Here is a 23,299-nt window from a genome sequence, read left to right as displayed (position 1 = left end):
GTGCGACGAGGGGTGCGGCGCCAGGACGGAAAGGACGCCAGATGCAGGGACTAGTACTGCAGCTGACGCGTGCCGGATTTTTAATGTTGTTATGGGTATTCATCTGGTCCGTGTTGCGGATCCTGCGGACCGACATCTACGCGCCCACCGGGGCTGTCATGGTGCGCCGCGGCCTGGCGCTGCGCGGCACCCTGCTGCCCTCACGCCAGCGCCGCCACGCCGCACGCTATCTCGTGGTGACCGAGGGCGCGCTGACCGGTGCCCGCATCACGCTAAGCGGGCAGCCGGTGTTGATCGGGCGCGCTGACGACTCGACCCTGGTGCTCACCGATGACTACGCCTCGACACGGCACGCCCGGCTGTCTCAGCGCGGCTCGGAATGGTATGTCGAGGATCTAGGATCGACCAACGGCACTTACCTTGACAGGGCGAAGGTGACGACTGCGGTACGGGTTCCCATCGGAACGCCAATTCGAATCGGCAAAACGGCGATTGAGTTGCGCCCGTGACCCTGGTACTGCGATATGCGGCCCGCAGCGACCGCGGCCTGGTACGCACCAACAACGAAGACTCCGTTTACGCCGGCGCGCGACTGCTGGCCCTGGCCGACGGGATGGGCGGCCACGCCGCCGGCGAGGTGGCGTCCCAGTTGGTGATCGCCGCGCTCGCCCATCTCGATGACGACGAGCCCGGCGGGGACCTGCTTGCCAAGCTCGACGCGGCGGTACGCTCCGGCAACGCGGCGATCGCCGCACAGGTCGAGATGGAGCCCGACCTCGAGGGGATGGGCACCACGCTGACCGCAATCCTGTTCGACGGCAACAGGATTGGGCTGGTGCACATCGGCGACTCGCGTGGCTATCTGTTGCGCGACGGCGAGCTCACCCAGATCACCAAGGACGATACGTTCGTCCAAACTTTGGTGGATGAGGGGCGGATCACTCGAGAAGAGGCACACAGCCACCCGCAGCGTTCGTTGATCATGCGCGCCCTGACGGGCCACGAGGTCGAGCCCACTCTGACCATGCGCGAGGCGCGGGCGGGCGATCGATACCTGCTCTGCTCCGATGGATTGTCCGACCCCGTCAGCGACGAGACCATCCTCGAGGCGCTGCAGATCCCCGACGTGGCCGAGAGCGCCTACCGCCTCATCGAATTGGCGTTGCGCGGGGGCGGTCCCGACAACGTGACGGTCGTTGTCGCCGACGTCGTCGACTACGACTACGGCCAGACGCAGCCGATTCTGGCCGGTGCGGTCTCCGGTGAGGACGACCAGCTGACGCTGCCCAACACCTCCGCCGGGCGCGCCTCGGCCATCCGGCCCCGCGAGGAGGTCGCCAAACGCGTTCCGGCGCAAGAGGAAACGCCTCGGCGACCGCGCTGGTCGCGGCGCCGGACGGCGATCGTCGTCACGCTGGTCGTGCTGCTGGTGCTCGCCGGCCTGGGCATCGGCCGCGCCATCATCCGCAGCAACTACTACGTCGCCGAATACAACGGCATGGTGTCGATCCTGCGGGGAATCCAAGGGTCGCTGCTCGGCATGTCGCTGCACGAGCCGTACCTGATCGGCTGCCTCAACGCCCGCAACGAGCTGTCCCTGATCAGTTCCGGCCAAAGCGGCGGTCATCTCGACTGCCGCCTGATGCAACTGCAGGATCTGCGCCCTCCCGAGCGCGCACAGGTTCAGGCCGGACTTCCGGCCGGCACACTGGATGACGCCATCGGCCAGTTGCGCGAATTGTCGGCCAGCTCCCTGCTACCGCCGTGTCCCCCGCCGCGCGCCACCTCCCCGCCCGCCGGCACCGAACCGAATGTCACTGCGCCCCCTACCCCTTCGAGTGCCACCCCGTCCAGCAGCGCCAGTCCGACCAGCAGCCCCGCCAGCACCGCGCCTATCGCGCCCGCGACCACGTCGCCCACGACCACTCAGACGGTGACTGCGCTCCCGCCACCACCACCTAAGCCGGGCATCGATTGCCGGGCGGTGGCATGACCACCCAAGTCCAGCCGCCGGTCGCAGTCACTCCTCCACTGCCTACTCGGCGCAACGCCGAACTGCTGTTGTTGTGCTTCGCCGCACTGATCACCGTCGCCGCGTTGCTGATCGTGCAGGCCAATCAGGACCGCGGCCTGCACTGGAACCTGGTCAGTTACGGGCTGGTCTTTCTGGTCATGTTCGGCAGCGCGCACTTGGCGATCAGGCGATTCGCCCCCTATACCGACCCCCTGCTGCTGCCAATTGTGGCTCTGCTCAACGGACTTGGCCTGGTGATGATCCACCGGCTCGACCTCGTCAACAACGAGTTGAGCGGCCGTCATCATCCCAGCGCGACGCAGCAGATGCTGTGGACCGTGGTCGGAGTGGCCGCGTTCGCGTTGGTGGTCACCTTTTTGAAAGACCATCGACAACTGGCCCGCTATGGCTACATCTGTGGGATCGTGGGGCTGGTCTTCCTGGCTATCCCCGCGGTGTTGCCGGCATCTGTGTCCGAGCAGAACGGCGCGAAGATCTGGATTCGCTTCCCGGGCTTCTCAATTCAGCCGGCCGAGTTTTCCAAGATCCTGCTGCTGATCTTCTTCTCCGCGGTGCTGATCGCCAAACGCGGCCTGTTCGCCAGCGTCGGTAAGCATTTCATGGGAATGACCCTTCCCCGTCCCCGCGATCTCGCGCCGCTGTTGGCGGCATGGGTGGCCTCGGTGGGCGTGATGGTCTTCGAGAAGGACCTCGGCACTTCGCTGTTGCTGTACGCGTCGTTCCTGGTGGTGCTCTACCTCGCCACCCAGCGCTTCAGCTGGGTCGTCATCGGCCTGGTGCTGTTCGTCGCGGGAAGCGTTGCGGCGTACTTCCTTTTCGACCATGTGCGGGTTCGGGTGCAGATGTGGTGGGACCCGTTCTCCGACCCCGACGGCAGCGGCTATCAGCTCGTGCAGTCGATGTTCAGCTTTGCCACCGGCGGGATTTTCGGCACCGGGCTCGGCAACGGCCAGCCCGACACCGTGCCGGCGGCGTCGACCGATTTCATCGTCGCCGCGTTCGGTGAAGAACTTGGATTAGTGGGCCTGTCGGCCCTGCTGATGCTGTACACGATCGTCATCGTGCGCGGGCTGCGCACGGCGATCGCGACGCGGGAAAGCTTCGGCAAGCTGCTGGCGGCGGGTCTGGCGTCGACCCTGGCCCTGCAGCTCTTCATCGTCGTCGGCGGCGTCACGCGCCTGATCCCGCTGACCGGCCTGACCACACCCTGGATGTCGTACGGCGGTTCGTCACTGCTGGCGAACTACATCCTGTTGGCGATCCTGGCGCGCATCTCGCACAGCGCAAGGCGTCCCCTGCGCACCCGCGCGCGTGACAAGTCGCCGATCGCGGCGGCCAGCACCGAGGTGATTGAGCGGGTATGAACGCCTCTCTCCGCCGGATCTCGGTGACCGTGATGGCGTTGGTGGTGCTGCTTTTGCTCAACGCCACGATGACGCAGGTCTTCGCCGCCGACGGGCTGCGCGCCGACCCGCGCAACCAGCGGGTGCTGCTCGACGAGTATTCACGCCAGCGCGGCCAAATTGTCGCCGGCGGCCAGCTGCTGGCCTATTCCGTGGCCACCGACAGCCGGTTTCGTTTCCTGCGGGTTTACCCCAACCCGGCGGTGTACGCGCCGATCACCGGCTTCTACTCGCTGCGCTATTCGAGCACCGGCCTGGAACGGGCCGAGGACCCGTTGTTGAACGGGTCCGACGAGCGCCTGTTCGGGCGCCGGCTGGCCGACTTCTTCACCGGCCGCGATCCACGCGGCGGCAACGTCGACACCACGATCATCCCGCGGGTGCAACAGGCCGGGTGGGACGCGATGCAGCAGGGCTGCGGCGGACCGCCATGCAAGGGAGCCGTCGTCGCCCTGGAGCCGTCCACCGGCAAGATCCTGGCCATGGTGTCGTCGCCGTCCTATGACCCCAACCAGCTGGCGTCGCACGATCCCGAGGTGCAGGCGCAGGCCTGGCAGCGGCTGCGCGACGACCCCGACAACCCGCTGACCAACCGCGCCATCTCGGAGACCTATCCGCCGGGTTCCACGTTCAAGGTGATCACCACCGCGGCGGCGCTGCAGGGCGGCGCGACCGAAACCGAACAGTTGACCGCTGCGGCCACCATTCCGCTGCCCAACAGCACCGCCACGCTGGAGAACTACGGCGGCGCGCCGTGCGGCAACGAGCCGACGGTGTCCCTCAGCCAGGCGTTCGCGCTGTCCTGTAACACCGCCTTCGTCCAGCTCGGCATCCTCACCGGGGCCGACGCGCTGCGCAGCACGGCGCGCTCGTTCGGGCTGGACAGCACGCCCAGCGTCATTCCGCTGCAGGTCGCCGAATCCACCGTGGGGATCATCCCGGACGCCGCCGCGCTGGGCATGTCCGCCATCGGGCAAAAGGATGTGGCGCTGACGCCGCTGGAGAACGCCCAGATCGCCGCGACCATCGCGAACGCCGGGGTGACGATGCAGCCCTACCTGATCGATAGCCTCAAGGGACCGGACCTTTCCAACATCAGCACCACTGCGCCCTACCAGCAGCGCCGCGCGGTGTCGCCGCAGGTCGCCGCTAAGCTAACAGAGCTGATGGTCGGCGCCGAGAAGGTCGCACAGCAGAAAGGGGCGATTCCCGGCGTGCAGATTGCATCCAAGACGGGTACCGCAGAGCATGGCACCGACCCGCGTAACACGCCGCCGCACGCGTGGTACATCGCGTTCGCGCCCGCGCAGGCGCCGAAGGTTGCCGTGGCGGTGCTGGTGGAGAACGGTGCCGACCGACTATCCGCGACCGGGGGCGCGCTCGCCGCGCCGATCGGACGGGCGGTGATCGCGGCGGCGCTACAGGGAGGACCATGAGCCCGCGAGTTGGGGTGACGCTGTCAGGCAGGTACCGCCTGCAGCGCCTGATCGCCACCGGTGGCATGGGCCAGGTGTGGGAGGCCGTGGACAGCCGGCTGGGCCGGCGCGTCGCGGTCAAGGTGCTGAAACAGGAATTCTCTCAGGACCCCGAGTTCATCGAGCGGTTCCGCGCCGAGGCGCGGACCACCGCGATGCTCAACCACCCCGGCATCGCCGCCGTCCACGACTACGGCGAAAGCCAGCTGGACGGCGAGGGCCGGACGGCGTACCTGGTCATGGAGCTGGTCAACGGCGAACCGCTGAATTCGGTGCTCAAGCGCACCGGGCGGCTGTCGCTGCGGCACGCGCTGGACATGCTCGAGCAGACCGGCCGGGCGCTTCAGGTTGCGCACGCCGCCGGCTTGGTCCACCGCGACGTCAAACCGGGCAACATCTTGATCACCCCCACCGGCCAGGTGAAGATCACCGACTTCGGAATCGCCAAGGCGGTCGACGCCGCGCCGGTGACCCAGACCGGAATGGTGATGGGCACCGCCCAATACATCGCCCCCGAACAGGCCCTGGGTCACGACGCGACCCCGGCCAGCGATGTGTACTCGCTGGGAGTCGTTGGGTACGAGGTGGTTTCGGGTAAGCGGCCGTTCAGCGGTGACGGCGCCTTGACGGTGGCGATGAAGCACATCAAGGAACCGCCGCCGCCGCTGCCCGCCGAGTTGCCACCCAACGTGCGGGAGCTCATCGAGATCACGCTCGTCAAGAACCCCCAGATGCGCTATCGCAGCGGGGGACCGTTCGCCGACGCCGTCGCCGCGGTGCGTGCGGGGCGCCGGCCCCCGCGGCCCAGCCANGGTGCTGGGAGCGCTGGCGATCCTCATCGCGGTGATCATCGTCATCAATTCCCGCACCGATCAGCAGCAGCAACCCCCGACGGTCACCGACACCGGGACCCCGCCGGCGACGGCGCCGCCCCCGGCGAGCAACACGCCCAGTGGGTCCGCACCGGGCCTGCGACTGGATTGGCCGGAACGCGCGACCGTGGGCAGCTCCGGACTTCACAGCAGGCCGCCGGCCCCACACGAAACACCGCGATGACCGCGTCTGAGCCGCTGTCCGGCCGCTACGAACTCGGCGAGATCCTCGGTTTCGGGGGCATGTCCGAGGTCCACCTGGCCCGCGACCTCCGCCTGCACCGCGACGTCGCGGTAAAGGTGCTGCGCGCCGACCTTGCCCGTGACCCCAGCTTCTACCTGCGCTTCCGGCGTGAGGCGCAAAACGCCGCGGCGCTGAATCACCCGTCCATCGTGGCGGTCTACGACACCGGCGAGGCGGACACACCGACCGGCCCGCTGCCCTACATCGTCATGGAGTACGTCGACGGCGTCACACTGCGCGACATCGTGCACACCGACGGCCCGCTGCCACCCCGGCGGGCCATCGAGATCATCGCCGACGCCTGCCAGGCCCTGAACTTCAGCCATCAAAACGGCATCATCCATCGCGACGTCAAGCCGGCGAACATCATGATCAGCACCACCAACGCGGTCAAAGTGATGGACTTCGGCATCGCCCGCGCGATCGCCGACAGCGGCAACAGCGTCACCCAGACCGCGGCCGTGATCGGGACCGCCCAGTATCTGTCACCTGAACAGGCGCGCGGTGATTCCGTGGACGCCCGATCCGATGTGTATTCACTGGGCTGTGTGCTCTACGAAATCCTCACGGGCGAACCGCCTTTCACCGGTGATTCGCCCGTCGCGGTGGCCTACCAGCACGTCCGCGAGGACCCGGTGCCGCCGTCGCAGCGGCACGAGGGCATCTCCGGCGACCTGGATGCCGTCGTTCTCAAGGCGCTGGCCAAGAATCCGGAGAACCGCTATCAGACGGCGGCGGAGATGCGCGCGGACCTGGTGCGGGTGCACAACGGCGAGACGCCGGAGGCGCCCAAGGTGCTTACCGACGCTGAGCGCAGCTCGTTTCTGTCGTCCGCGACAGGGCACGGGCCGCGCACCGACCCGCTGCCTCGCCAGGCTCTCGACACCACCGACCACGACGGTGCGCCCGGCGGTTCCATCGGCCGCTGGGTCGTTGCAGTGGCCGCGCTGGCCGTGCTGACGATCGTGGTCGTCATCGCGTTCAACACGTTCGGTGGCAGCACCCGCGACGTCACGGTGCCCGACATGCGCGGACAGGTGTCCGCCGATGCCATTGCGGCACTGCAGAACCGGGGCTTCAAGACCCGGACGCTGCAGAAGCCGGACTCCGCGGTTCCGCCGGATCACGTCATCAGCACCGACCCGGGCGCCAACGCGTCGGTGAGCGCCGGCGACGAGATCACCATCAACGTCTCCACCGGGCCGGAGCAGCGCGAACTGCCCGACGTCTCCTCGCTGAGCTACTCCGACGCGGTCAGCAAGCTCAAAGCCGCCGGATTCAGCAAATTCAAGCAGGCGAACTCACCGTCGAGCCCTGAATTGCTGGGCAAGGTCATCGGGACCAACCCGCCGGCCAACCAGACGTCGGCGATCACCAACGTGATCACGGTGATCGTCGGCTCCGGGCCGGAGACCAAGCAGGTTCCCGACGTCGCGGGCCAGACCGTCGACGTCGCGCAAAAGAACCTGACCGTCTACGGGTTCACCAAGTTCAGCCAGACCCCGGTGGACAGCCCCCGGCCCGCCGGCGAGGTGATCGGCACGAATCCGCCGAAGGGCCAGATGGTTCCGGTGGACTCGGTGATCGAGATCCAGGTGTCCAAAGGCAACCAATTCCTGATGCCCGACCTGACCGGCATGTTCTGGACCGACGCCGAACCGCGGTTGCGCGCGCTGGGCTGGACCGGGGTGCTGGACAAGGGTCCGGACGTCGACGCCGGCGGCTCCCAGTCCCACCGGGTGGTCTATCAGAACCCGCCGGCCGGGGCCGGTTGCAACCGGGACGGGATCATCACGCTGAAGTTCGGCCAGTAGCCGCGGCGTCCTCCGGGAAATACGGCCGGACCGCGGCGCGCACCTCGTTCTCCAGCCGGCGCACCAGCGTGTCGTCGCGCGTCCAGCCGCAATAGGCGAGCCAGTTCGCCAGCATTCGGTGCCCGCCCTCGGTGAGGATCGACTCCGGATGGAACTGGACACCGTGAATCGGCAACTCGGTGTGCCGCACGCCCATGATCACCCCGCTGCGGGTGCGGGCCGTGACTTCCAGCACCGCCGGCAGTGACTCCGGCAGGATCGTCAGCGAGTGGTATCGCGTCGCCGTGAATGGATCCGGAAGTCCCTGCAGCACACCGACATTGGTGTGAAACACGCTGCTGGTCTTGCCGTGCAGCAGCTCCGGCGCGCGGTCCACCGTGGCGCCGAACGCCACCCCGATGGCCTGGTGGCCGAGGCATACCCCCAGCAGCGGGGTGCGCTGCTCGGCGCAGGCCCGGACCAGGGCGATGGACGCGCCCGCGCGTTCCGGGGTGCCCGGGCCCGGGCTGAGCAGGACGCCGGCGAACTGCGCGGCGACGGCGTTCTCGTCGGAGAGCCGGGCGTCGTCGTTGCGCCACACGTCGGCCTCGACGCCGAGCTGGCCCAGGTATTGCACCAGGTTGAACACGAAGCTGTCGTAGTTGTCGACAACCAGGATCCGCATCGTGTCAGGGTACCGTCCGGCTCAGTAGCCCACCGGTCCCGCCGGCTGTGCGAAGTGCATGCGGACCGGTTCGGAATGACCGGCGATCTGGACGTCGGGCTTGACCTCTTCGTGGTAGCCGAGCCCGAAGCGGACCACGTACTGCTTGTAGAGGATGACGAGGGGAGCGGCGGCCAGGGCGGCCTGCATGTCCGCCGCGTTGCCGATCGCGGTGATCGTGTAGGGCGGGCTGTAGGTGCGACCGTTGAGCAACAGCGTGTTGCCGACGCAGCGGGGCACCGAGGTCGCGATGATCCGCTGATCCTGCATCTGGATCGCTTCCGCGCCGGCGCTCCACAGCGCGTTGAGCACTGCCTGGATGTCCTGCTGGTGCACCACCAGGTCGTCCGGCGACGCGTCGCGGGGGAAGCGGCCGTTGGCGTCGCGCTGCGCGTCCTGGAGGGTCACCACCAAGCCCGGCCCGTGGACCGGATCCATGTCCGCCTCGGCCGCCAGCTCGGCGGCGCGGCGCAGCATCGCCGCGAGGGCGGCGTCCGAGGACCGGCCATGCGCCGACTCGGGCCTGGTGGTCGGCTCGTCACGCTCGGCGCNTTTCGGCGCCGCCGGACACCCCATGGGTGGCGGCGAGCAGCAATCCCGCCAGCAGGCACACCAGCGGGACGCCGAAGCGCCATGGTGAGCGGCGCCTGTCAATCATCGACTCTCCGTTTCCTGGTCACGGTGCCAGGTGAGTTAGTCTCGTAGCCGAGCCATACGTGCAGCTGCCATCGTTATCGTCGCACCCCGTCCCGTTCACCGTGTTGTTCAGGTAATGCCGAGGTACTGAAATGCCCAAATCGAAGGTCCGCAAGAAGAACGATTTCACCGTCAGCGCGGTCAGCCGCACGCCGGTGAAGGTGAAGGTCGGGCCCTCCAGCGTGTGGTTCGTCTGCCTGTTCGTCGGCCTCATGTTGATCGGGCTCGTCTGGCTGATGGTGTTCCAATTGGCCGCGGTCGGAAGCCAGGCGCCGGCGGCCCTGAACTGGATGGCGCAACTCGGGCCGTGGAACTACGCCATCGCGTTCGCTTTCATGATCACCGGGTTGTTGCTCACGATGCGCTGGCACTGACCGAGGCCGCCCCGGTAATGAATTCATCTTGGGGTCCGTCTGTAACTGGCTCAGCAACGTTGTGACCACCCAATCACACGCGTGTGATTTATCCCCACTGTTGATAGCGCTTGTGGATAACCGCATAGCCAGTGGTGGGAGGGGTTAGCCGGCCCGTGCAGCAAACAGAATGGGCGCCCGGCGCCGCCGGAATCGCTGGTTGTGGGGCCGTGGGTGTTTTGATGGCTATCGCGTGTGTGACCATAGTCACAGACCCGCCCGGCCGCATTTTGGCGGGGATTGCCGCGGCGGGTCTGATCTTGTTTGCGGGCATGACGTGGCGCGCGCGCCCGAAGCTGGCAATTACCCCCGATGGCCTGGCCCTGCGGGGCTGGTTCCGAACGCAGTTATTCGGGCGCTCCGACATCAAGATGATCCGGATCACCGAGTTCCGCCGGCACGGGCGCACGGTCCGATTACTCGAGATCGAAACGGTGGACGGGGTTCTGGTGATCTTGTCCCGTTGGGACCTAGGGACCAACCCGCTGGAGGTGCTCGACGCGCTGACCGACGCCGGCTACGCCGGTGGCGACCGGCGCTGACGGCGAGGCCGGTTTAGGAGATCGTGATCGATTCGATGACGACCGGCTCGGCCGGACGGTCGTTGCCGTCGGTGGCCGTCGTCGCGATCGCGTCGACAACCTTTTGCGAGTCGGGGTCGGTCACTTCGCCGAAGATCGTGTGGCGCCGGTTCAAGTGCGGCGTCTGGGCCACGGTGATGAAGAACTGGGAGCCGTTGGTGCCCGGACCGGCGTTCGCCATCGCGAGCAGGTAGGGCTTGTCGAACTGCAACTCGGGGTGGAACTCGTCGGCGAACTTGTAGCCCGGGCCCCCGCGGCCGGTGCCGGTCGGATCGCCGCCCTGGATCATGAAGCCCTTGATCACCCGGTGGAAAACCGCGCCGTCGTAGAAGGGACCCGACGGGCCGCCCGATGCGTTCTGGGTCGAGTACTCCTTGGTGCCCTGAGCCAGGCCGACGAAGTTGGCGACGGTCTTGGGCGCGTGGTTTCCGAACAGGGCGACCTTGATGTCTCCGCGGTTGGTGTGCAGCGTTGCGGTGGCAGTCTGAATGGGGCTGTTAGTCACGGGGTTAGAGTCTGCCATTGCGGGCGGGCAGGCCCGCAGCCGGTACCGGGCGGGCCGGATTGATGGCAGGCTGATGGGGCACCGGGGGAGCGGCACAGAAGGGCGGCAGATGAGCGCGCAGGCGGAAACCCGGCTGACCCCGCGGGAGCGACTGGCGCGGGGCCTGACCTACACGGCGGTGGGACCGGTCGACGTCACGCGGGGCGTCGTCGGACTCGGCGTCAACGGCGCGCGGTCGACCGCGTCGGAGCTCCGTCGCCGCTACCGGGAAGGGCGGCTCGCCCGCGACATCGCCGCGGCTCAAGAAACCCTCGCCCTGGAGCTCGCCGCCGCGCAAGACGTGGTCGCCGGGCTGCCCCAGGCGCTGCAGGACGCGCGCCGGGCCCAGCGCCGCAGGCCGCGCCCCTGGGTGATTGCCGGCGCGGCCGTCCTGGTCCTTGCCGGCGGCGCCGTCGCCTTCAGCATGTTTCGGCGGTCGATGCGCGCGGGCCGCGAGGAGCCTTCGCCCCTGCCGCCCAGCGTCGAGGTGCAGCCTCGGCCGTAACGGTTATCTGACGGCCAACCGCAGCCATTTTCGGCGCCGGACCAGGATGCTCGGCAGCCATTCGCCGACGTCGGTCGCCTCGAGCCACGTGGTGCGCTCCAGTAGCTTGCGCAACACGACGTGGGCTTCCAGGCGCGCCAGCGCGGCGCCGACGCAGAAGTGCACCCCCTTGCCGAAGGTCAGGTGGTCCTTGGCGGACGTGCGGTCGAGGCGGAATTCGTTCGGCGTATCGAAGTGCACCGGGTCGCGGTTGGCCGCGCCCCACATCAGCAGCAGATGCGAGTCGGCGGGCAAATCGACCCCGGCCAGCGTGGTGTCGCGCCGCACGTGTCGGTAGTGGCCGCGAAACGGCGCCTCGCAGCGCAGCGTCTCCTCGATGAAAGCGCTTAGTAATTCCGGGTTCTCACGCAGCCGGCGTTGAATCTCGGGGCGAGTGGCCAGGATCCACGCGGCGCTGCCCAGCAGCGATGCCGTGGATTCGCCGGCGGCGCTGAAGAGGGTGAGCATGATGCCCAGCGCCGGCAGTTGGTCCAATTCACCAGCTGCGCAGCGAGCGGCCAGGTCGGCGATCAGACCGTATTCGGTGGTGCCGCTTGCCTTTTCGAAATGCTCAGTGACATAGCCGGACAGTTCCAGGGCGGCCGCGAAGGCGGCTTCGAGCTGGTCGGGTGTGACGATCCCGTCGAGCAGTGTGGTGGTGGCGTAGCCGAGCCGGATGAGTTTGTCGACGTCGTCGTCGGGCAGCCCCAGCAGCCGGGCGACCACCATCATGGGCAACCTGTTGGCGATCGCGCTCATCCACTCGATCTGGCCGTCGTGCAGGTTTCGCTCCCATAACCGGTCGGCGGTCTGCGCGGCGAACTCCTCGATGATCCGGACGCGCTTGGCCGACAGGTGCGGCAGCAGGATCTTGCGGTGCAGCGCATGGACCGGATCGTCCGCGGTGGCCAACGCGTGGGCGGCGCCCCCGGCGGGCGCCATGTCGAACGGGGTGACAGTGCCGTCGCCGTGGAAGACCATGGTCGCGGTGAGGTTGGACGAGAAGTCGTCGACGCGCTCGACGGCCTCCTGCACCGCGTCCCAGCCGCACACGGCGTAGAACACGGAGTCGCCGATGCGCTGCACCGGCGCCTCGGCGCGCATGCGGTCGTATACCGGATATGGATCTTGCAGCGCCTCGGCCCCGAGGAGCTCGATCGGTCTTTCCAAGACGGGCATGCGTTCAGGTTCGATGCGCCGACCCGCGCCGTCAATGGGAGAAGGCGATGTTGAGGGGCGAGTGCACCCGGGACCGCACCAGGCCGTCGGCGGCCACCTGTCGCCAGCAGGGCATTGGTCTGAGAAGTTCCGTTTGAGAATTCTCACCGTGAGAGAAGTGTTTCGGTGCGCTGCGATGTATTGGAGCATGGGTGGATGCCGCGCGACGACTGGTTGGTGGGGCGTGATCGCCGCAGCGAAGCCGTGGAAAGGATTCACGCCGCGGCCGCGGAGCTCATCTCGCGCAAGGGCTACGACGGGTTCACCATCGAAGCCTTGGCGGCCCGAGTTCACTGCTCGCCCGCGACGATCTACCGGCACGCCGGCGGTAAGGCGGCTATCCGCGACGCCGTGGTCGCGATGCAAGCGGCGCGCATCGTCGACGCCACCCGGGAAGCCATCAAGGACCTGCGCGGCCCCGATCGCGTCGTGACCGCCACGATCATCGCCCTGCAACGCCTGCGGTCGGATCCGCTTGCGCAGCTTATGCAGTCCATCCACGCGACCCCGGTCAGCGAATGGGTCATCAGCTCGCCCACGGTGACCGGCTTGGCCGCCGAAATGCTCGGGCCGGGCAACGACGACCCCCCGGCCGCGCAGTGGCTGATCCGCGTCTTCCTCGCGCTGTGGTGCTGGCCGCTCAAAGACCCGGCCGCCGAACGCGCCCTGGTGCAACGCTTCCTCGGTTCCGTAGAGGATGTAGGGCGTGACTTGGACGAGGTATGAGGGCAGGGTGCTCGCGGATGGCGCCCTCACCGGCGGCGCGCTGGAGGCGGCGCTCGAAGACCAGGTTCGCGTCCAGAATCCGCATCTGACGGACGTCCGCCTGGAGTCGGTCACCGAGACCGACGGCTACGAGACAGGGGTAGCGCCGTCGAGACGTTGGTACGCAGTCACCTACTTGGCCGAAGGTGCCGACCTCTAGGGCGCCCAAAACCGCCGCGTGGAGCCTAGGGGAATCGAACCCCTGACACCCGCCTTGCAAAGGCGGTGCTCTACCAACTGAGCTAAGGCCCCTCATCGTGGCTCGGCGGGTGATCGGTTGGGTCAGCCACCGCCACGTGCCAGACCTCGACCCCGCGTCGTGACCGCACCGCCACCGCCGCTACAGCGACCAGCGCCAGTGGCAATGCAAGCCTCACGCAACGTCTGGACGGGCACATGGTTGTGGGCCTGGGAGGACTCGAACCTCCGACCTCTTCGTTATCAGCGAAGCGCTCTAACCGCCTGAGCTACAGGCCCATATTCGCGCAGGGCCGAGCGACGAGATTACCGCAATCGTCGCCCCACCCACAAAAACGCATCGTGCTAGTCGCGATCCGCCAGCGTGACTTCGATGCCGCCGATCAGATCGGTCGCCAGGTTGTACACGAACGCGGCGATGGTGGCCATCGCGGTCAGCAAGACGATGTTCACCAGGCCGATCAGCACGGCACCACCGAAGATGGTGCCGCTGGACACCAGTTCGCCGGTGCTGCCGCTGGTGTTGTTCAGCAGGTCGCCGACGTTGCTGTTCAACTTCGCCCACACGCCCATGCCGCCGAGCACGAGGTACAGGAACGCCACCGCGATCATCCAGACGAAGAACAACGCCACCGAGAGCAGCAGCGACACCTTCAACGTGCTCCACGGATCGATGCGGCGGATCTGCATGCTCGCCCGAACGGGGCCGCGGGTGCGCCGCGACACCTGGACCCGGTTTTCGCGGCCCTCGCGATTCTCCCGGCTTTCGGCCGTCGCCGACCGGCCCGACGACGCCGAGGGGCCCGGCGTCTCGGCGCTGCGGTCCGGGGCGGGTTTGCGCTGCGGGGGCCGGGGCAGTGGACCGGACAGATCCGGCAACTCGCTGGCGTAGGCCTCGGCGGGTGGGCTCTCGCCGCGCGCCGGCGCGGCGTCGAACTCGTAGGGCGGGTGCTTGGGGCGCGCGCCCGCGCCGCCACCCGGGGCCGCGGTGCCGAAGACCACGCGGTTCGGCCGCGCATCGGCACCGGGGGACGGGCCCGCCGACCGCGGCGCGCTCTGGGGTTCGGGCTCGCGCGGCGCCGCGTGGGACGGCCGAGTCGCGCCTGCTTGCGCGGGCGCAGCGCGGTGGGCGCCGGCACGCTCGACCGAACCGTCGCCATTGAGGCCGTCGCCCCTGTTGGGGGCGCCAGGCTCGTTCGGTGAGGTCACCCCGACTCCTTAGATCTTTGGCAGAACGCTTGCGCGGTGGCAGTTGGATGATGTCTGGTCGGACCGAGTTTAAGCCTTACGACTCCTCAGTGCCCTCGGCTTCCTCGACGGCTTCGTCCGCGGCTTCCTCGGCGTTCCGTGCGATGGCCAACAGCGTGTTGTCCTCGCCCAGGTTCATCAGCCGCACGCCCTTGGTCTGCCGTCCCGCCTTGCGGACCTGACGTGCCGCCGTGCGGATGACGCCCCCGCCGGAGGTGATCGCGTACAGCTCGCTGTCGTCGTCGACGATCAGCGCGCCCACCAGCCTGCCACGGCGACGGTCGTACTGAACGGTCAGCACGCCCTTGCCGCCGCGGCCCTGCACCGGGTACTCCTCGATCGCGGTGCGCTTGGCGTACCCGCCCGACGTGGCGACCAGCAGATACGTGCCCTCGCGGACGACGTTCAGCGACAACAGGTAATCGTCGGCGTTGAACCGCATGCCCTGCACACCGGAGGTCGCCCGGCCCATCGGCCGCAGCGCCTCGTCCGTCGCCGAGAACCGGATGGACTGCCCGTTGGCGGAGACCAGCAGCAGGTCCTCCTCGGAGGAGCACAGCACCGCGCCGACCAGCTCGTCGCTGTCCCGCAGGTTGATCGCCACGATCCCGCCCGAGCGGTTGGAGTCGAAGTCGGTCAGCTTGGTCTTCTTGACCAGGCCGTTGCGCGTCGCCAACACCAGGTAGGGGGCGTCCTCGTAGCTGCGGATCTGGATGACCTGGGCGATGCGCTCCTCGGGCTGGAAGGCCAGCAGGTTGGCCACGTGCTGACCCCGCGCGGTCCGGGAGGCCTCGGGCAGCTCGTAGGCCTTGGCCCGGTACACCCGCCCCTGGGTGGTGAAGAACAGGATCCAGTCGTGCGTGGACGACACGAAGAAGTGCGCGACGATGTCGTCCTGCTTGAGGCCGGCGCCCTGCACGCCCTTGCCGCCGCGCTTCTGGCTGCGGTACAGGTCGGTCTTGGTGCGCTTGGCGTAGCCGGTCTCGGTGATGGTGACGACGACGTCCTCGCGGGCGATCAGGTCCTCGTCGCTGACTTCGCCGTCGGCGGCCACAATCCGGGTGCGACGGTCGTCGCCGTGCTTGTCGACGATCTCTTTGAGTTCGTCACGCACGATCGCGCGCTGGCGCTCCGGTTTGGCGAGGATGTCTTCCAGGTCGGCGATCTCGGCCTCGATCTTGGCCAGGTCGTCGATGATGCGCTGGCGCTCCAGGGCGGCCAGCCGCCGCAACTGCATGTCCAGGATCGCCTGGGCCTGGATCTCGTCGATGTCGAGGAGCTCGATCAGGCCGCCGCGGGCGATGTCGACCGTTTCCGACGCCCGGATCAAGGCGATGACCTCGTCCAGCGCGTCGAGCGCCTTGACCAGACCGCGCAGGATGTGGGCCCGTTCGTTGGCCTTGCGCAGCCGGTAGGTGGTGCGGCGCACGATGACGTCGAGTTGGTGCGCGACGTAGTGGCGGATCATCTGGTCCAGTCGCAGGGTGCGCGGCACCCCGTCGACGATGGACAGCATGTTCGCGCCGAAGCTGGTCTGCAGCTGCGTGTGCTTGTAGAGGTTGTTGAGCACCACCTTGGCCACCGCGTCGCGCTTGAGCTCGATGACGATGCGCAGGCCGACCCGATCGCTGGACTGGTCTTCGATGTTGGCGATCCCGGCGAGCCTGCCGTCGCGGACCTGCTCGGCGATCGAGGTGATGAAGTTGTCGTGATTGACCTGATACGGCAACTCGGTGATCACCAAAGACGTTCGGCCCCTGGCCTCTTCGACCTCCACCACACCGCGCATCCGGATGGACCCGCGGCCGGTCTTGTAGGCGTCACCGATGCCCTGGGAGCCGACGATGAGCCCGGAGGTGGGGAAGTCGGGGCCCTTGACCCGTTCCATCACGGCGGCCAGCGTCGCCTCCTCGTCGGCCTCGTGGTTTTCCAGGCACCAGAAGACCGCCTCGGCGAGCTCGCGCAGATTGTGCGGCGGGATGTTGGTCGCCATGCCGACCGCGATGCCACCCGAACCGTTGGCCAGCAGGTTGGGGAACCGGCTGGGCAACACTGTCGGTTCCTGCACCCGGCCGTCGTAGTTCGGGATGAAATCGACTGTCTCCTCGTCGATTTCCCGCAGCATCTCCATCGCCAGCGGGGTCAGCCGCGCCTCGGTGTTGTGGCTGACGAAGCCGTTTGTCAGGAATGCGTGATCATCGGTGTCGACGCGCAGGCTGTACACCGGTTGAATGCCGGCCTCGGTTACCGAAGCCACGCGCGCGTAATAGAACCGGCCATCGGTGAGGTCGGTCGCGATAGCTGCGGCGTCCGCGTCATCCGCGTAGAAGTGGAGGAATTCCGCAAGCCCAGGTACCTCGTCGACCGTGGGCGCTACGCGCGCCGTTGTCCGGGTGTCGCCGGCATAAGCCACACAGTTGGCATTCACGACGGCCCAGTCGCCCGACCGGATCTCTTCGATCAGCTTCCAGAGGAGCGTGGGAACGCCGGCGACGTTGACGAGACACAATAACGGGTGGTTTCCAGTGCCCGTGACTTCGTAACCCTCGACCGTCCGCACGGTGTAGGTTTCGTGCTCTCCCGAATGGAACAATCGATCGGCCCGCACCGGATTGCCGTGCCGGTCAAGGACTTTCATGTCGATGACGTTGTCGGTATTTGGTAGCGCACCGGGCACGATGTCGCCGATCCGAATCAGTTCCCCCGAAGCCAGCGCCACCGACGCATCCGCGCTGACGCAGTAGCGCATCGCCGCCGGTGGATCGTTGCCCGGCGAACCGAAGTTGCCCTGCCCGTCGACGAGCGGATACCGCAGCGACCACGGCTGGGCCATGCGCACCAACGTGTCGTAGATCGACGCGTCGCCGTGCGGGTGGTAATTACCCATCGTCTCGGCCACCGAACGCGCCGACTTGGCGTGGCTGCGGTCCGGGCGGAACCCGGAGTCGTACATCGCGTACAGCACCCGGCGGTGCACCGGCTTGAGGCCGTCGCGCACCTCCGGCAGGGCGCGGCCCACGATCACGCTCATCGCGTAGTCGATGTAGCTGCGCTGCATCTCCTGCTGGATGTCAACCGGTTCGATGCGGTCGCCGGCCTCGTCGCCGGGGGGCAGCGTGGTGTCAGTCATCTATTCCTCGTTTGATTCGGAGCGCCTGACTCATCAGACATCCAGGAAGCGAACGTCCTTGGCGTTGCGGGTGATAAAGCTGCGGCGCGCGTCGACGTCCTCGCCCATCAAAATGGAGAACAGCTCGTCGGCGGCCGCCGCGTCGTCCAGCGTGACTTGGCGCAACACCCGCACGGACGGGTCCATCGTGGTCTCCCACAACTCCTTGGCGTCCATCTCACCCAGACCCTTGTAGCGCTGGATGCCGTCTTCCTTGTTGATCTTCTTGCCGGCCTTCAGTCCGGCCTCCAACAGGCCGTCGCGCTCGCGATCGGAGTAGGCGAACTCGGGATCGCTGCGCTGCCACTTCAACTTGTACAGCGGGGGCTGCGCCAAGAACACGTGCCCGTTCTCGATCAGCGGGCGCATGAAGCGGAACAACAACGTCAACAGCAGGGTCGAAATGTGTTGGCCGTCGACGTCGGCGTCGGCCATCAGCACGATCTTGTGGTAGCGCAGCTTGCTGAGGTCGAACTCGTCGTGGATTCCCGTGCCGAGCGCGGTGATGATCGCCTGGACTTCGGTGTTCTTCAGCACCCGGTCGATGCGCGCCTTTTCGACGTTGATGATCTTGCCGCGCAGCGGAAGGATCGCCTGGAACATCGAATCGCGGCCGCTTTTGGCCGAGCCCCCGGCCGAATCACCCTCGACCACATACAGTTCGGACTTTCGCGGGTCGGTGGAGCGGCAATCGGCGAGCTTGCCCGGCAACCCGCCGAGGTCGGTGGCGCTCTTGCGGCGCACCAGCTCCCGCGCCTTGCGGGCCGCGATCCGCGCCTGCGCCGACGACACCGCCTTGTTCACAACGGTTTTCGCCTCCGACGGGTTGGCCTCGAACCAATGTGTCAGCTGCTCGTTGCACACCTTCTGCACGAAGGACTTGACCTCGGTGTTACCCAGCTTGGTCTTGGTCTGCCCCTCGAACTGCGGCTCGGCGACCTTGACGGAGATCACCGCCGCCAGGCCCTCCCGGATGTCGTCGCCGGTGAGGTTGGCGTCCTTTTCCTTCAGGAGCTTCTTGTCTTTAGCGTATTTGTTGACCACCGAGGTCAACGCGCTACGGAAGCCCTCCTCGTGGGTGCCACCTTCGTGGGTGTTGATGGTATTGGCGAAGGTGTGCACCGATTCCGAATAGCCGCCGTTCCATTGCATCGCGATTTCCACTTCGTGGCCGGCGCCTTTGCCGTCGAAGTCGATGACACTCTGCTGGATCGGGCTCTTGGTGCGGTTGATGTGCTTCACGAAATCGACCAGGCCGCCGGGATAGTGGAACGTCCGGTGCTTCACCTTGTGCGGTGCGGTCGATTCGGCCGCCTTTTCTTCGGCGGACTTGGGGGCCTCGGCGGTGTCGCTGACGACCTCGTCGACGACCTCGTCCTGCTTCACGCGCTCGTCGGTGAGGTTGATCGTCAGGCCCTTGTTCAGGAACGCCATTTCCTGCAGCCGGCGCGCCACCGTCTCGAAGTCGTATTCGAGAGTTTCGAAGATGTCCGGATCGGCCCAGAACCTGATGGTGGTCCCGGTTTTCTTGGTGGCCTCGCCCTGCTTGAGGGTCCCCGGCACGGCGCGGTCGTAGAACTGCGACCACTCGTGTCCATCGCGTTTGATGTCGACCTCGAGCCGGACTGACAGTGCGTTCACCACGGACACGCCGACGCCGTGCAAGCCGCCGCTGACGTTGTAGCCGCTGTTCTCACCGCCGAACTTGCCGCCGGCGTGCAGTTGGGTCATCACCACGTCGACGGTCGGGGCGCCGGTCGCGTGCATTGCCACCGGAATGCCGCGCCCGTTGTCGACCACCTCGACCCCGCCGTCGTCCAGCAACCGCACGTCGACCTGGTCGGCATAGCCGGCCATCGCCTCGTCCACCGAGTTGTCGACCACCTCCCAGATGAGGTGGTGTAAGCCACGCTCACCCGTGGAGCCGATATACATGCCCGGGCGTTTGCGGACGGCCTCCAGCCCTTCGAGGACGGTGATCTGTTCAGCGCCGTATCCGGCTTGAGGCTTCTTCTTCTGGGCAGCCACGGTCGGAATGCTCTCCTTGGGGTTTCTTGCGGGCGGTCCAGTCACCGCGACAATCGCACGCCACCAGTCTACCGTGAAGGACCCCCAGCACCGATTCTCCGGGCGCGTTTCTACCCAGCTAACCGCGCCGTGCACACGATTTCCGCGTTCTGGGCGCGTCCCGACGTGCGTTATGTAAGTCCGTTCCGTTGTGGCGGCTCTGAGGCGCCTGTTGATAGGGCCGCGGCTGGGGATTATTTGGGCGTCGAATAGCTCAGCCGTAGGTGTCGCGGGGCCCCCGCCCGGCGACGTGACGTGGGCCCTTACGCCACGACGGCGCGGCCGGCCCGGTGATTTTCAGCGACGTCACGACACCGTTGCCCACCGCCGCGGCGATCTTGGCCAAGAGCTGCGCCTGAATCATCCGCAACTGGGTCGCCCAGGCGGTCGATTCCGCCGTCACGCTGAGCACACCCTCGCTCAGCGCAGTCGGGGTCGCGTGGTCGGCGATTTGGTGTCCCACCACCGAGGGCCAGTGGCCCAACACCGTGCCTTCGGCGACGTGCGTCGCCCAGCCACGCTTTTTCGCCAGGTCGCGCGCCAGCCGCCCCAGCGGTTGCGGGTCTCGCCCGTCGGGCCCCGGCCCCGACCAGCTCCGTCGCTTCCCCGCGACGCGCCGCGGCACCGCAGGGGCCGACCGGCCCCGACCGGCGTCCTTACCTTGGGCGCGCGCGGCGGCGCGCGCCTCCTCGAGCGTGCGCCGCACCAAATCGATGCCTGTCAGCCCGCCCAAGCGGTCAATGTCTTCCTGGTCTCCGGCGCCGCTCACGCTCGCACCTCCGACATCCTGCCCGAGTCGTCGTCGCGCATATCGATGTGCACCCGCCTAGCATCCCAGTCCGCCGGAATGTCTTCCAGCACCGCCGCGGTCACCAAGACCTGCTCGGCCGATTCGGCCACCGCCGCCAGGGCCCGACGGCGCGTGGCGTCGAGTTCGGCGAACACGTCGTCCAGCAACAACACCGGCTCGGTGCCCTCGGCCCGCAACAATTCATACGCCGCCAACCGCAACGCCACCGCGACCGACCACGATTCCCCATGACTGGCAAAGCCTTTGGCGGGTTGGTCGCCGAGCCGCAATTCGAGGTCGTCGCGATGCGGACCCACCAGGCACATCCCGCGTTCCAGTTCGGCGTCCCGGCGCGCTGACAGCGCGGCCAACAAGGCGGCTTCCAGAAATTCGCGGCTGTCACCGTCGAAGTCTCGCGGATGGTGCTCGCCGAGGCTTGCGCGATAGGCGACGGACGCGGACCGCGAGCCCGGCGCCACCAACTGATAGGCCTTTTCCACCTCCGGCGCCAGTTCGTTCACCAGATTGATCCGCGCGGCCATCAACTCGGCCCCGTGCTCGGCCAACCGGCTGTCCCACACGTCCAGCGTGTCCAGGGCGCTCCGATCGCCCCGGTACCGGGCGCCGGACAGCGACTTCAAAAGCGCCGTGCGCTGCCTCAAGACTTTGTCATAGTCGGCCCGCACACCGGCGATCGCGGGCCGACGGACCGTCGCCAGATCATCGAGATATCGGCGACGATCCGACGGGTCGCCGCGCACCAGGGCCAGGTCCTCGGGGGCGAAAAGCACCGCGCGCAGCACACCGACCACCTCGCGCGTGCTGCGCACCGGCGACCGATTCAGCCGCGCCTTGTTTGCCCGGCCCGCAGCGATCTCCAAGTCGATCGCGCACTCCCTGCCCTCGTTGACGACGATCGTCGAAATCACCGCACGATCGGCACCGGCCCGGATCAACGGCGCGTCCGTCCCGACCCGATGCGAAGCCAAGGTGGTCGAATACCACAGCGCCTCAATGAGATTCGTTTTACCGAAGCCGTTGGGCCCGACAAATACCGTCCGCCCCGGCGGCAATTCGAGGTCGGCATGCGCCCAGGACCGGAAATCACGCAGCCCCAACTGCCGGACGTACACCTACCCGGGCAACCGAACTGGCATCAACAAGTACACGTAGTCCGTTGGCAACGCGGTGAACGGCCCGCTGCCGCTGGGGGAGCTGTCGTCGTTGGAAGCCGGCCGCAGCAACGCCGGCTTGCCCGGCGTCGTGAAACCGAACGACACCCGCTCGGAATGCACCGACGCGAGCCCGTCGGTCAGATACGTCGGATTGAAGGCAATCGTCAGCGGTTCGCCAACGAAATCCACCTGGAGGTCCTCTTCGGCCCGGCCCACGTCATCGGCCCCCGCGGAAAGCCGCAGCGAACCCTCGGAGAACTCCATCCGCACCTGAGCACCCCGGTCGGCGACCAGGGCGACGAGCTTGATGGCCTCGGTCAGCTCCGCGACGTCGATAGTGGCGACGGCCGTGTGCTCGGCCGGTAACAGCTGGCGAAACTTGGGGAACTCCGCGTCCAGCAGCCGCGTCGTGCTGCGCTTGCCGTTACCGCTGATACCGAGCAACCCGTCCTTGCCGACTCCCGCGCCGGCGCCCAGCGACAGTTGAACCTCAGACCCGTCCGCCCCTGCTTTCGCCGCTTCGGCCAGTGTCTTGGCCGGCACCAGCACCGCGGCTTCGATGTCGGGCGACAACGCCGACCACGTCAGCTCGCGAACCGCCAACCTGAACCTGTCGGTCGCGGCCAAAACCACCGTGTCGCCCGAAATCTCAACCCGGATCCCCGTGAGCATGGGCAACGTGTCATCCCGGCCGGCGGCGATGGCGACCTGACCGATCGCCTCGGCGAACAGCTCCGCCGGCAGGGTCCCGGTACCTTCGGGCAGCGCGGGCAGCGTCGGGTAGTCCTCGACAGGCATCGTCGGCAAGGAGAACCTGGCGCTTCCGCACGTCAGCGCGACCCGATTGCCGTCCACATAGAAGTCGACCGGTTTGTTCGGCAACGCCCGGGTGATGTCCGATAACAGCCTTCCGGATACCAAAACGCTTCCCGGAGAAGCTATTTCGGCCGCAACCTGGGCTTCGGCGGAGACCTCGTAGTCGAAGCCGGAAATCGTCAGTCCCTCGTCGGAACCGGACAACAACACGCCGGACAGCACCGGCACCGCCGGCCTGGTCGGCAGGTTCTTCGCCACCCATGACACCGCTTCGGCGAAAGACTCTCGCACCAGACGAAACTTCAAGTCCGTGAGGCCAGCTGTTGTCGTCGCCGCGTCCATAGCGTCCCTTTACCTGCCGAGTGTCCGAAAAATCAAAGTGGCTAGCCGCCCGTCGCTAGCAGTCGCTGAACAACCGTAGATCTTCTGCGGCCATCTTGAAAGCTAATCGCGGAGGCCGACAAGCCGCGTCGTGAGCGGCATGCCGGGCGGGGCGGCGAGGCGCGTCCCCAACGCTGTACTTCAAAGA

General features: G+C 67.2%; 20 protein-coding genes, 2 tRNA genes and 1 pseudogene. 11 read left to right on the top strand and 12 right to left on the bottom strand.

Going from position 1 to position 23,299, the window contains the following annotated elements; all coding sequences use genetic code 11:
* Window positions 1–41 precede the first annotated feature (41 nt).
* The 6 genes and pseudogenes from BN4348_RS54860 to pknB all read left to right on the top strand — a co-directional run bounded on the left by BN4348_RS54860 (window position 42) and on the right by pknB (window position 7,843).
* Complete coding sequence (locus BN4348_RS54860; RefSeq protein WP_066917067.1) at window positions 42–509, top strand: FHA domain-containing protein FhaB/FipA; 468 nt, start codon at window positions 42–44, stop codon at window positions 507–509.
* Window positions 506–1,993 (top strand): PP2C family protein-serine/threonine phosphatase, encoded by a 1,488-nt coding sequence (locus tag BN4348_RS54855; RefSeq protein ID WP_066917066.1) that lies wholly within the window; start codon window positions 506–508, stop codon window positions 1,991–1,993. The genes BN4348_RS54860 and BN4348_RS54855 overlap by 4 nt, the downstream gene beginning before the upstream one ends.
* Entirely contained in the window at window positions 1,990–3,399 is a 1,410-nt protein-coding gene (locus tag BN4348_RS54850; protein ID WP_066917065.1) for an FtsW/RodA/SpoVE family cell cycle protein, read from the top strand. The genes BN4348_RS54855 and BN4348_RS54850 overlap by 4 nt, the downstream gene beginning before the upstream one ends.
* Complete coding sequence (gene pbpA, locus BN4348_RS54845) at window positions 3,396–4,874, top strand: D,D-transpeptidase PbpA (RefSeq protein ID WP_066917064.1); 1,479 nt, start codon at window positions 3,396–3,398, stop codon at window positions 4,872–4,874. Before BN4348_RS54850 ends, pbpA begins: the two co-directional genes overlap by 4 nt.
* Window positions 4,871–5,969, top strand: a pseudogene (locus BN4348_RS54840) (serine/threonine-protein kinase). Before pbpA ends, BN4348_RS54840 begins: the two are co-directional and overlap by 4 nt.
* Window positions 5,966–7,843 carry a Stk1 family PASTA domain-containing Ser/Thr kinase gene (gene pknB / locus BN4348_RS54835; protein WP_066917143.1) on the top strand — a complete coding sequence of 626 codons (1,878 nt, stop codon included), beginning with the start codon at window positions 5,966–5,968 and terminating at the stop codon, window positions 7,841–7,843. The pseudogene BN4348_RS54840 and the gene pknB overlap by 4 nt, the downstream one beginning before the upstream one ends.
* Here pknB and BN4348_RS54830 read toward each other — a convergent pair.
* Both BN4348_RS54830 and BN4348_RS54825 read right to left on the bottom strand, forming a co-directional pair.
* Entirely contained in the window at window positions 7,821–8,507 is a 687-nt protein-coding gene (locus BN4348_RS54830) for an aminodeoxychorismate/anthranilate synthase component II (protein WP_066917063.1), read from the bottom strand. The two genes, pknB and BN4348_RS54830, sit on opposite strands and share 23 nt — an antisense overlap.
* Window positions 8,508–8,528: 21 nt before the next feature.
* A complete protein-coding gene (locus tag BN4348_RS54825) occupies window positions 8,529–9,023 on the bottom strand; it encodes a DUF881 domain-containing protein (RefSeq protein WP_407937911.1) in 495 nt (164 codons plus the stop codon).
* Between the two features lie 311 nt (window positions 9,024–9,334).
* On the opposite strand from BN4348_RS54825, the gene crgA reads away from it, so the two are divergent.
* Window positions 9,335–9,616: a cell division protein CrgA gene (crgA, locus tag BN4348_RS54820; RefSeq protein ID WP_066917062.1), complete on the top strand. Its 282-nt coding sequence runs from the start codon at window positions 9,335–9,337 to the stop codon at window positions 9,614–9,616.
* A gap of 155 nt (window positions 9,617–9,771) precedes the next feature.
* Window positions 9,772–10,197, top strand: a complete 426-nt coding sequence (locus BN4348_RS54815; protein ID WP_066917142.1) for a PH domain-containing protein — start codon at window positions 9,772–9,774, stop codon at window positions 10,195–10,197.
* Between the two features lie 13 nt (window positions 10,198–10,210).
* On the opposite strand, the gene BN4348_RS54810 is transcribed toward BN4348_RS54815, so the two are convergent.
* Window positions 10,211–10,759, bottom strand: a complete 549-nt coding sequence (locus tag BN4348_RS54810) for a peptidylprolyl isomerase (protein WP_066917061.1) — start codon at window positions 10,757–10,759, stop codon at window positions 10,211–10,213.
* 91 nt (window positions 10,760–10,850) lie between these two features.
* Between BN4348_RS54810 and cwsA the strand changes: the two genes are divergently transcribed.
* Window positions 10,851–11,285 (top strand): cell wall synthesis protein CwsA, encoded by a 435-nt coding sequence (gene cwsA / locus BN4348_RS54805; protein ID WP_066917060.1) that lies wholly within the window; start codon window positions 10,851–10,853, stop codon window positions 11,283–11,285.
* 3 nt (window positions 11,286–11,288) lie between these two features.
* Here cwsA and BN4348_RS54800 read toward each other — a convergent pair whose 3' ends face one another.
* Entirely contained in the window at window positions 11,289–12,503 is a 1,215-nt protein-coding gene (locus tag BN4348_RS54800) for a cytochrome P450 (RefSeq protein ID WP_066917059.1), read from the bottom strand.
* A 195-nt stretch (window positions 12,504–12,698) separates the two neighbouring features.
* Between BN4348_RS54800 and BN4348_RS54795 the strand changes: the two genes are divergently transcribed.
* Window positions 12,699–13,268, top strand: coding sequence for a TetR/AcrR family transcriptional regulator (locus BN4348_RS54795; RefSeq protein ID WP_066917058.1), 570 nt, complete (start codon window positions 12,699–12,701; stop codon window positions 13,266–13,268).
* On the top strand, window positions 13,249–13,467 hold the full coding sequence (locus BN4348_RS54790) for a hypothetical protein (RefSeq protein ID WP_066917057.1): 219 nt from the start codon (window positions 13,249–13,251) through the stop codon (window positions 13,465–13,467). The genes BN4348_RS54795 and BN4348_RS54790 overlap by 20 nt, the downstream gene beginning before the upstream one ends.
* A 19-nt stretch (window positions 13,468–13,486) precedes the next feature.
* Here BN4348_RS54790 and BN4348_RS54785 read toward each other — a convergent pair.
* From BN4348_RS54785 to dnaN, 8 genes are all read right to left on the bottom strand, one after another.
* Window positions 13,487–13,559 (bottom strand) — tRNA-Ala (locus BN4348_RS54785).
* 151 nt (window positions 13,560–13,710) lie between these two features.
* Window positions 13,711–13,784: transfer RNA gene (locus BN4348_RS54780), tRNA-Ile, on the bottom strand.
* Between the two features lie 66 nt (window positions 13,785–13,850).
* Window positions 13,851–14,714: a DUF3566 domain-containing protein gene (locus BN4348_RS54775; RefSeq protein ID WP_066917056.1), complete on the bottom strand. Its 864-nt coding sequence runs from the start codon at window positions 14,712–14,714 to the stop codon at window positions 13,851–13,853.
* Between the two features lie 76 nt (window positions 14,715–14,790).
* A complete protein-coding gene (gene gyrA, locus BN4348_RS54770) occupies window positions 14,791–17,883 on the bottom strand; it encodes an intein-containing DNA gyrase subunit A (protein WP_066917055.1) in 3,093 nt (1,030 codons plus the stop codon).
* A gap of 33 nt (window positions 17,884–17,916) precedes the next feature.
* Window positions 17,917–19,950, bottom strand: coding sequence for a DNA topoisomerase (ATP-hydrolyzing) subunit B (gene gyrB, locus BN4348_RS54765; RefSeq protein WP_066917054.1), 2,034 nt, complete (start codon window positions 19,948–19,950; stop codon window positions 17,917–17,919).
* A gap of 253 nt (window positions 19,951–20,203) precedes the next feature.
* The gene (locus BN4348_RS54760; RefSeq protein WP_066917053.1) at window positions 20,204–20,758 is read right to left on the bottom strand and encodes a DUF721 family protein; all 555 of its coding nucleotides are present in this window, start codon (window positions 20,756–20,758) and stop codon (window positions 20,204–20,206) included.
* Window positions 20,755–21,912, bottom strand: coding sequence for a DNA replication/repair protein RecF (recF, locus tag BN4348_RS54755; RefSeq protein ID WP_066917052.1), 1,158 nt, complete (start codon window positions 21,910–21,912; stop codon window positions 20,755–20,757). The genes BN4348_RS54760 and recF overlap by 4 nt, the downstream gene beginning before the upstream one ends.
* Window positions 21,913–23,112 (bottom strand): DNA polymerase III subunit beta, encoded by a 1,200-nt coding sequence (gene dnaN / locus BN4348_RS54750; RefSeq protein ID WP_066917051.1) that lies wholly within the window; start codon window positions 23,110–23,112, stop codon window positions 21,913–21,915. It lies immediately after the preceding gene.
* Window positions 23,113–23,299 lie beyond the last annotated feature (187 nt).

Origin of the sequence: Mycobacterium interjectum, from assembly GCF_900078675.2 — a bacterium.
GTDB classification, from domain to species: domain Bacteria; phylum Actinomycetota; class Actinomycetes; order Mycobacteriales; family Mycobacteriaceae; genus Mycobacterium; species Mycobacterium interjectum.
Note: the sequence above shows the minus strand (reverse complement) of the source record. Positions and strands in the feature narration are given on the sequence as shown.

Coding starts and splice junctions, on each gene's coding strand:
- BN4348_RS54860 (WP_066917067.1), top strand. CDS start 42: ATGCAGGGACTAGTACTGCAGCTGACGCGTGCCGGATTTTTAATGTTG.
- BN4348_RS54850 (WP_066917065.1), top strand. CDS start 1,990: ATGACCACCCAAGTCCAGCCGCCGGTCGCAGTCACTCCTCCACTGCCT.
- pbpA (WP_066917064.1), top strand. CDS start 3,396: ATGAACGCCTCTCTCCGCCGGATCTCGGTGACCGTGATGGCGTTGGTG.
- pknB (WP_066917143.1), top strand. CDS start 5,966: ATGACCGCGTCTGAGCCGCTGTCCGGCCGCTACGAACTCGGCGAGATC.
- BN4348_RS54830 (WP_066917063.1), bottom strand. CDS start 8,507: ATGCGGATCCTGGTTGTCGACAACTACGACAGCTTCGTGTTCAACCTG.
- BN4348_RS54825 (WP_407937911.1), bottom strand. CDS start 9,023: ATGCTGCGCCGCGCCGCCGAGCTGGCGGCCGAGGCGGACATGGATCCG.
- crgA (WP_066917062.1), top strand. CDS start 9,335: ATGCCCAAATCGAAGGTCCGCAAGAAGAACGATTTCACCGTCAGCGCG.
- BN4348_RS54810 (WP_066917061.1), bottom strand. CDS start 10,759: ATGGCAGACTCTAACCCCGTGACTAACAGCCCCATTCAGACTGCCACC.
- cwsA (WP_066917060.1), top strand. CDS start 10,851: ATGAGCGCGCAGGCGGAAACCCGGCTGACCCCGCGGGAGCGACTGGCG.
- BN4348_RS54800 (WP_066917059.1), bottom strand. CDS start 12,503: ATGCCCGTCTTGGAAAGACCGATCGAGCTCCTCGGGGCCGAGGCGCTG.
- BN4348_RS54795 (WP_066917058.1), top strand. CDS start 12,699: ATGCCGCGCGACGACTGGTTGGTGGGGCGTGATCGCCGCAGCGAAGCC.
- gyrA (WP_066917055.1), bottom strand. CDS start 17,883: ATGACTGACACCACGCTGCCCCCCGGCGACGAGGCCGGCGACCGCATC.
- dnaN (WP_066917051.1), bottom strand. CDS start 23,112: ATGGACGCGGCGACGACAACAGCTGGCCTCACGGACTTGAAGTTTCGT.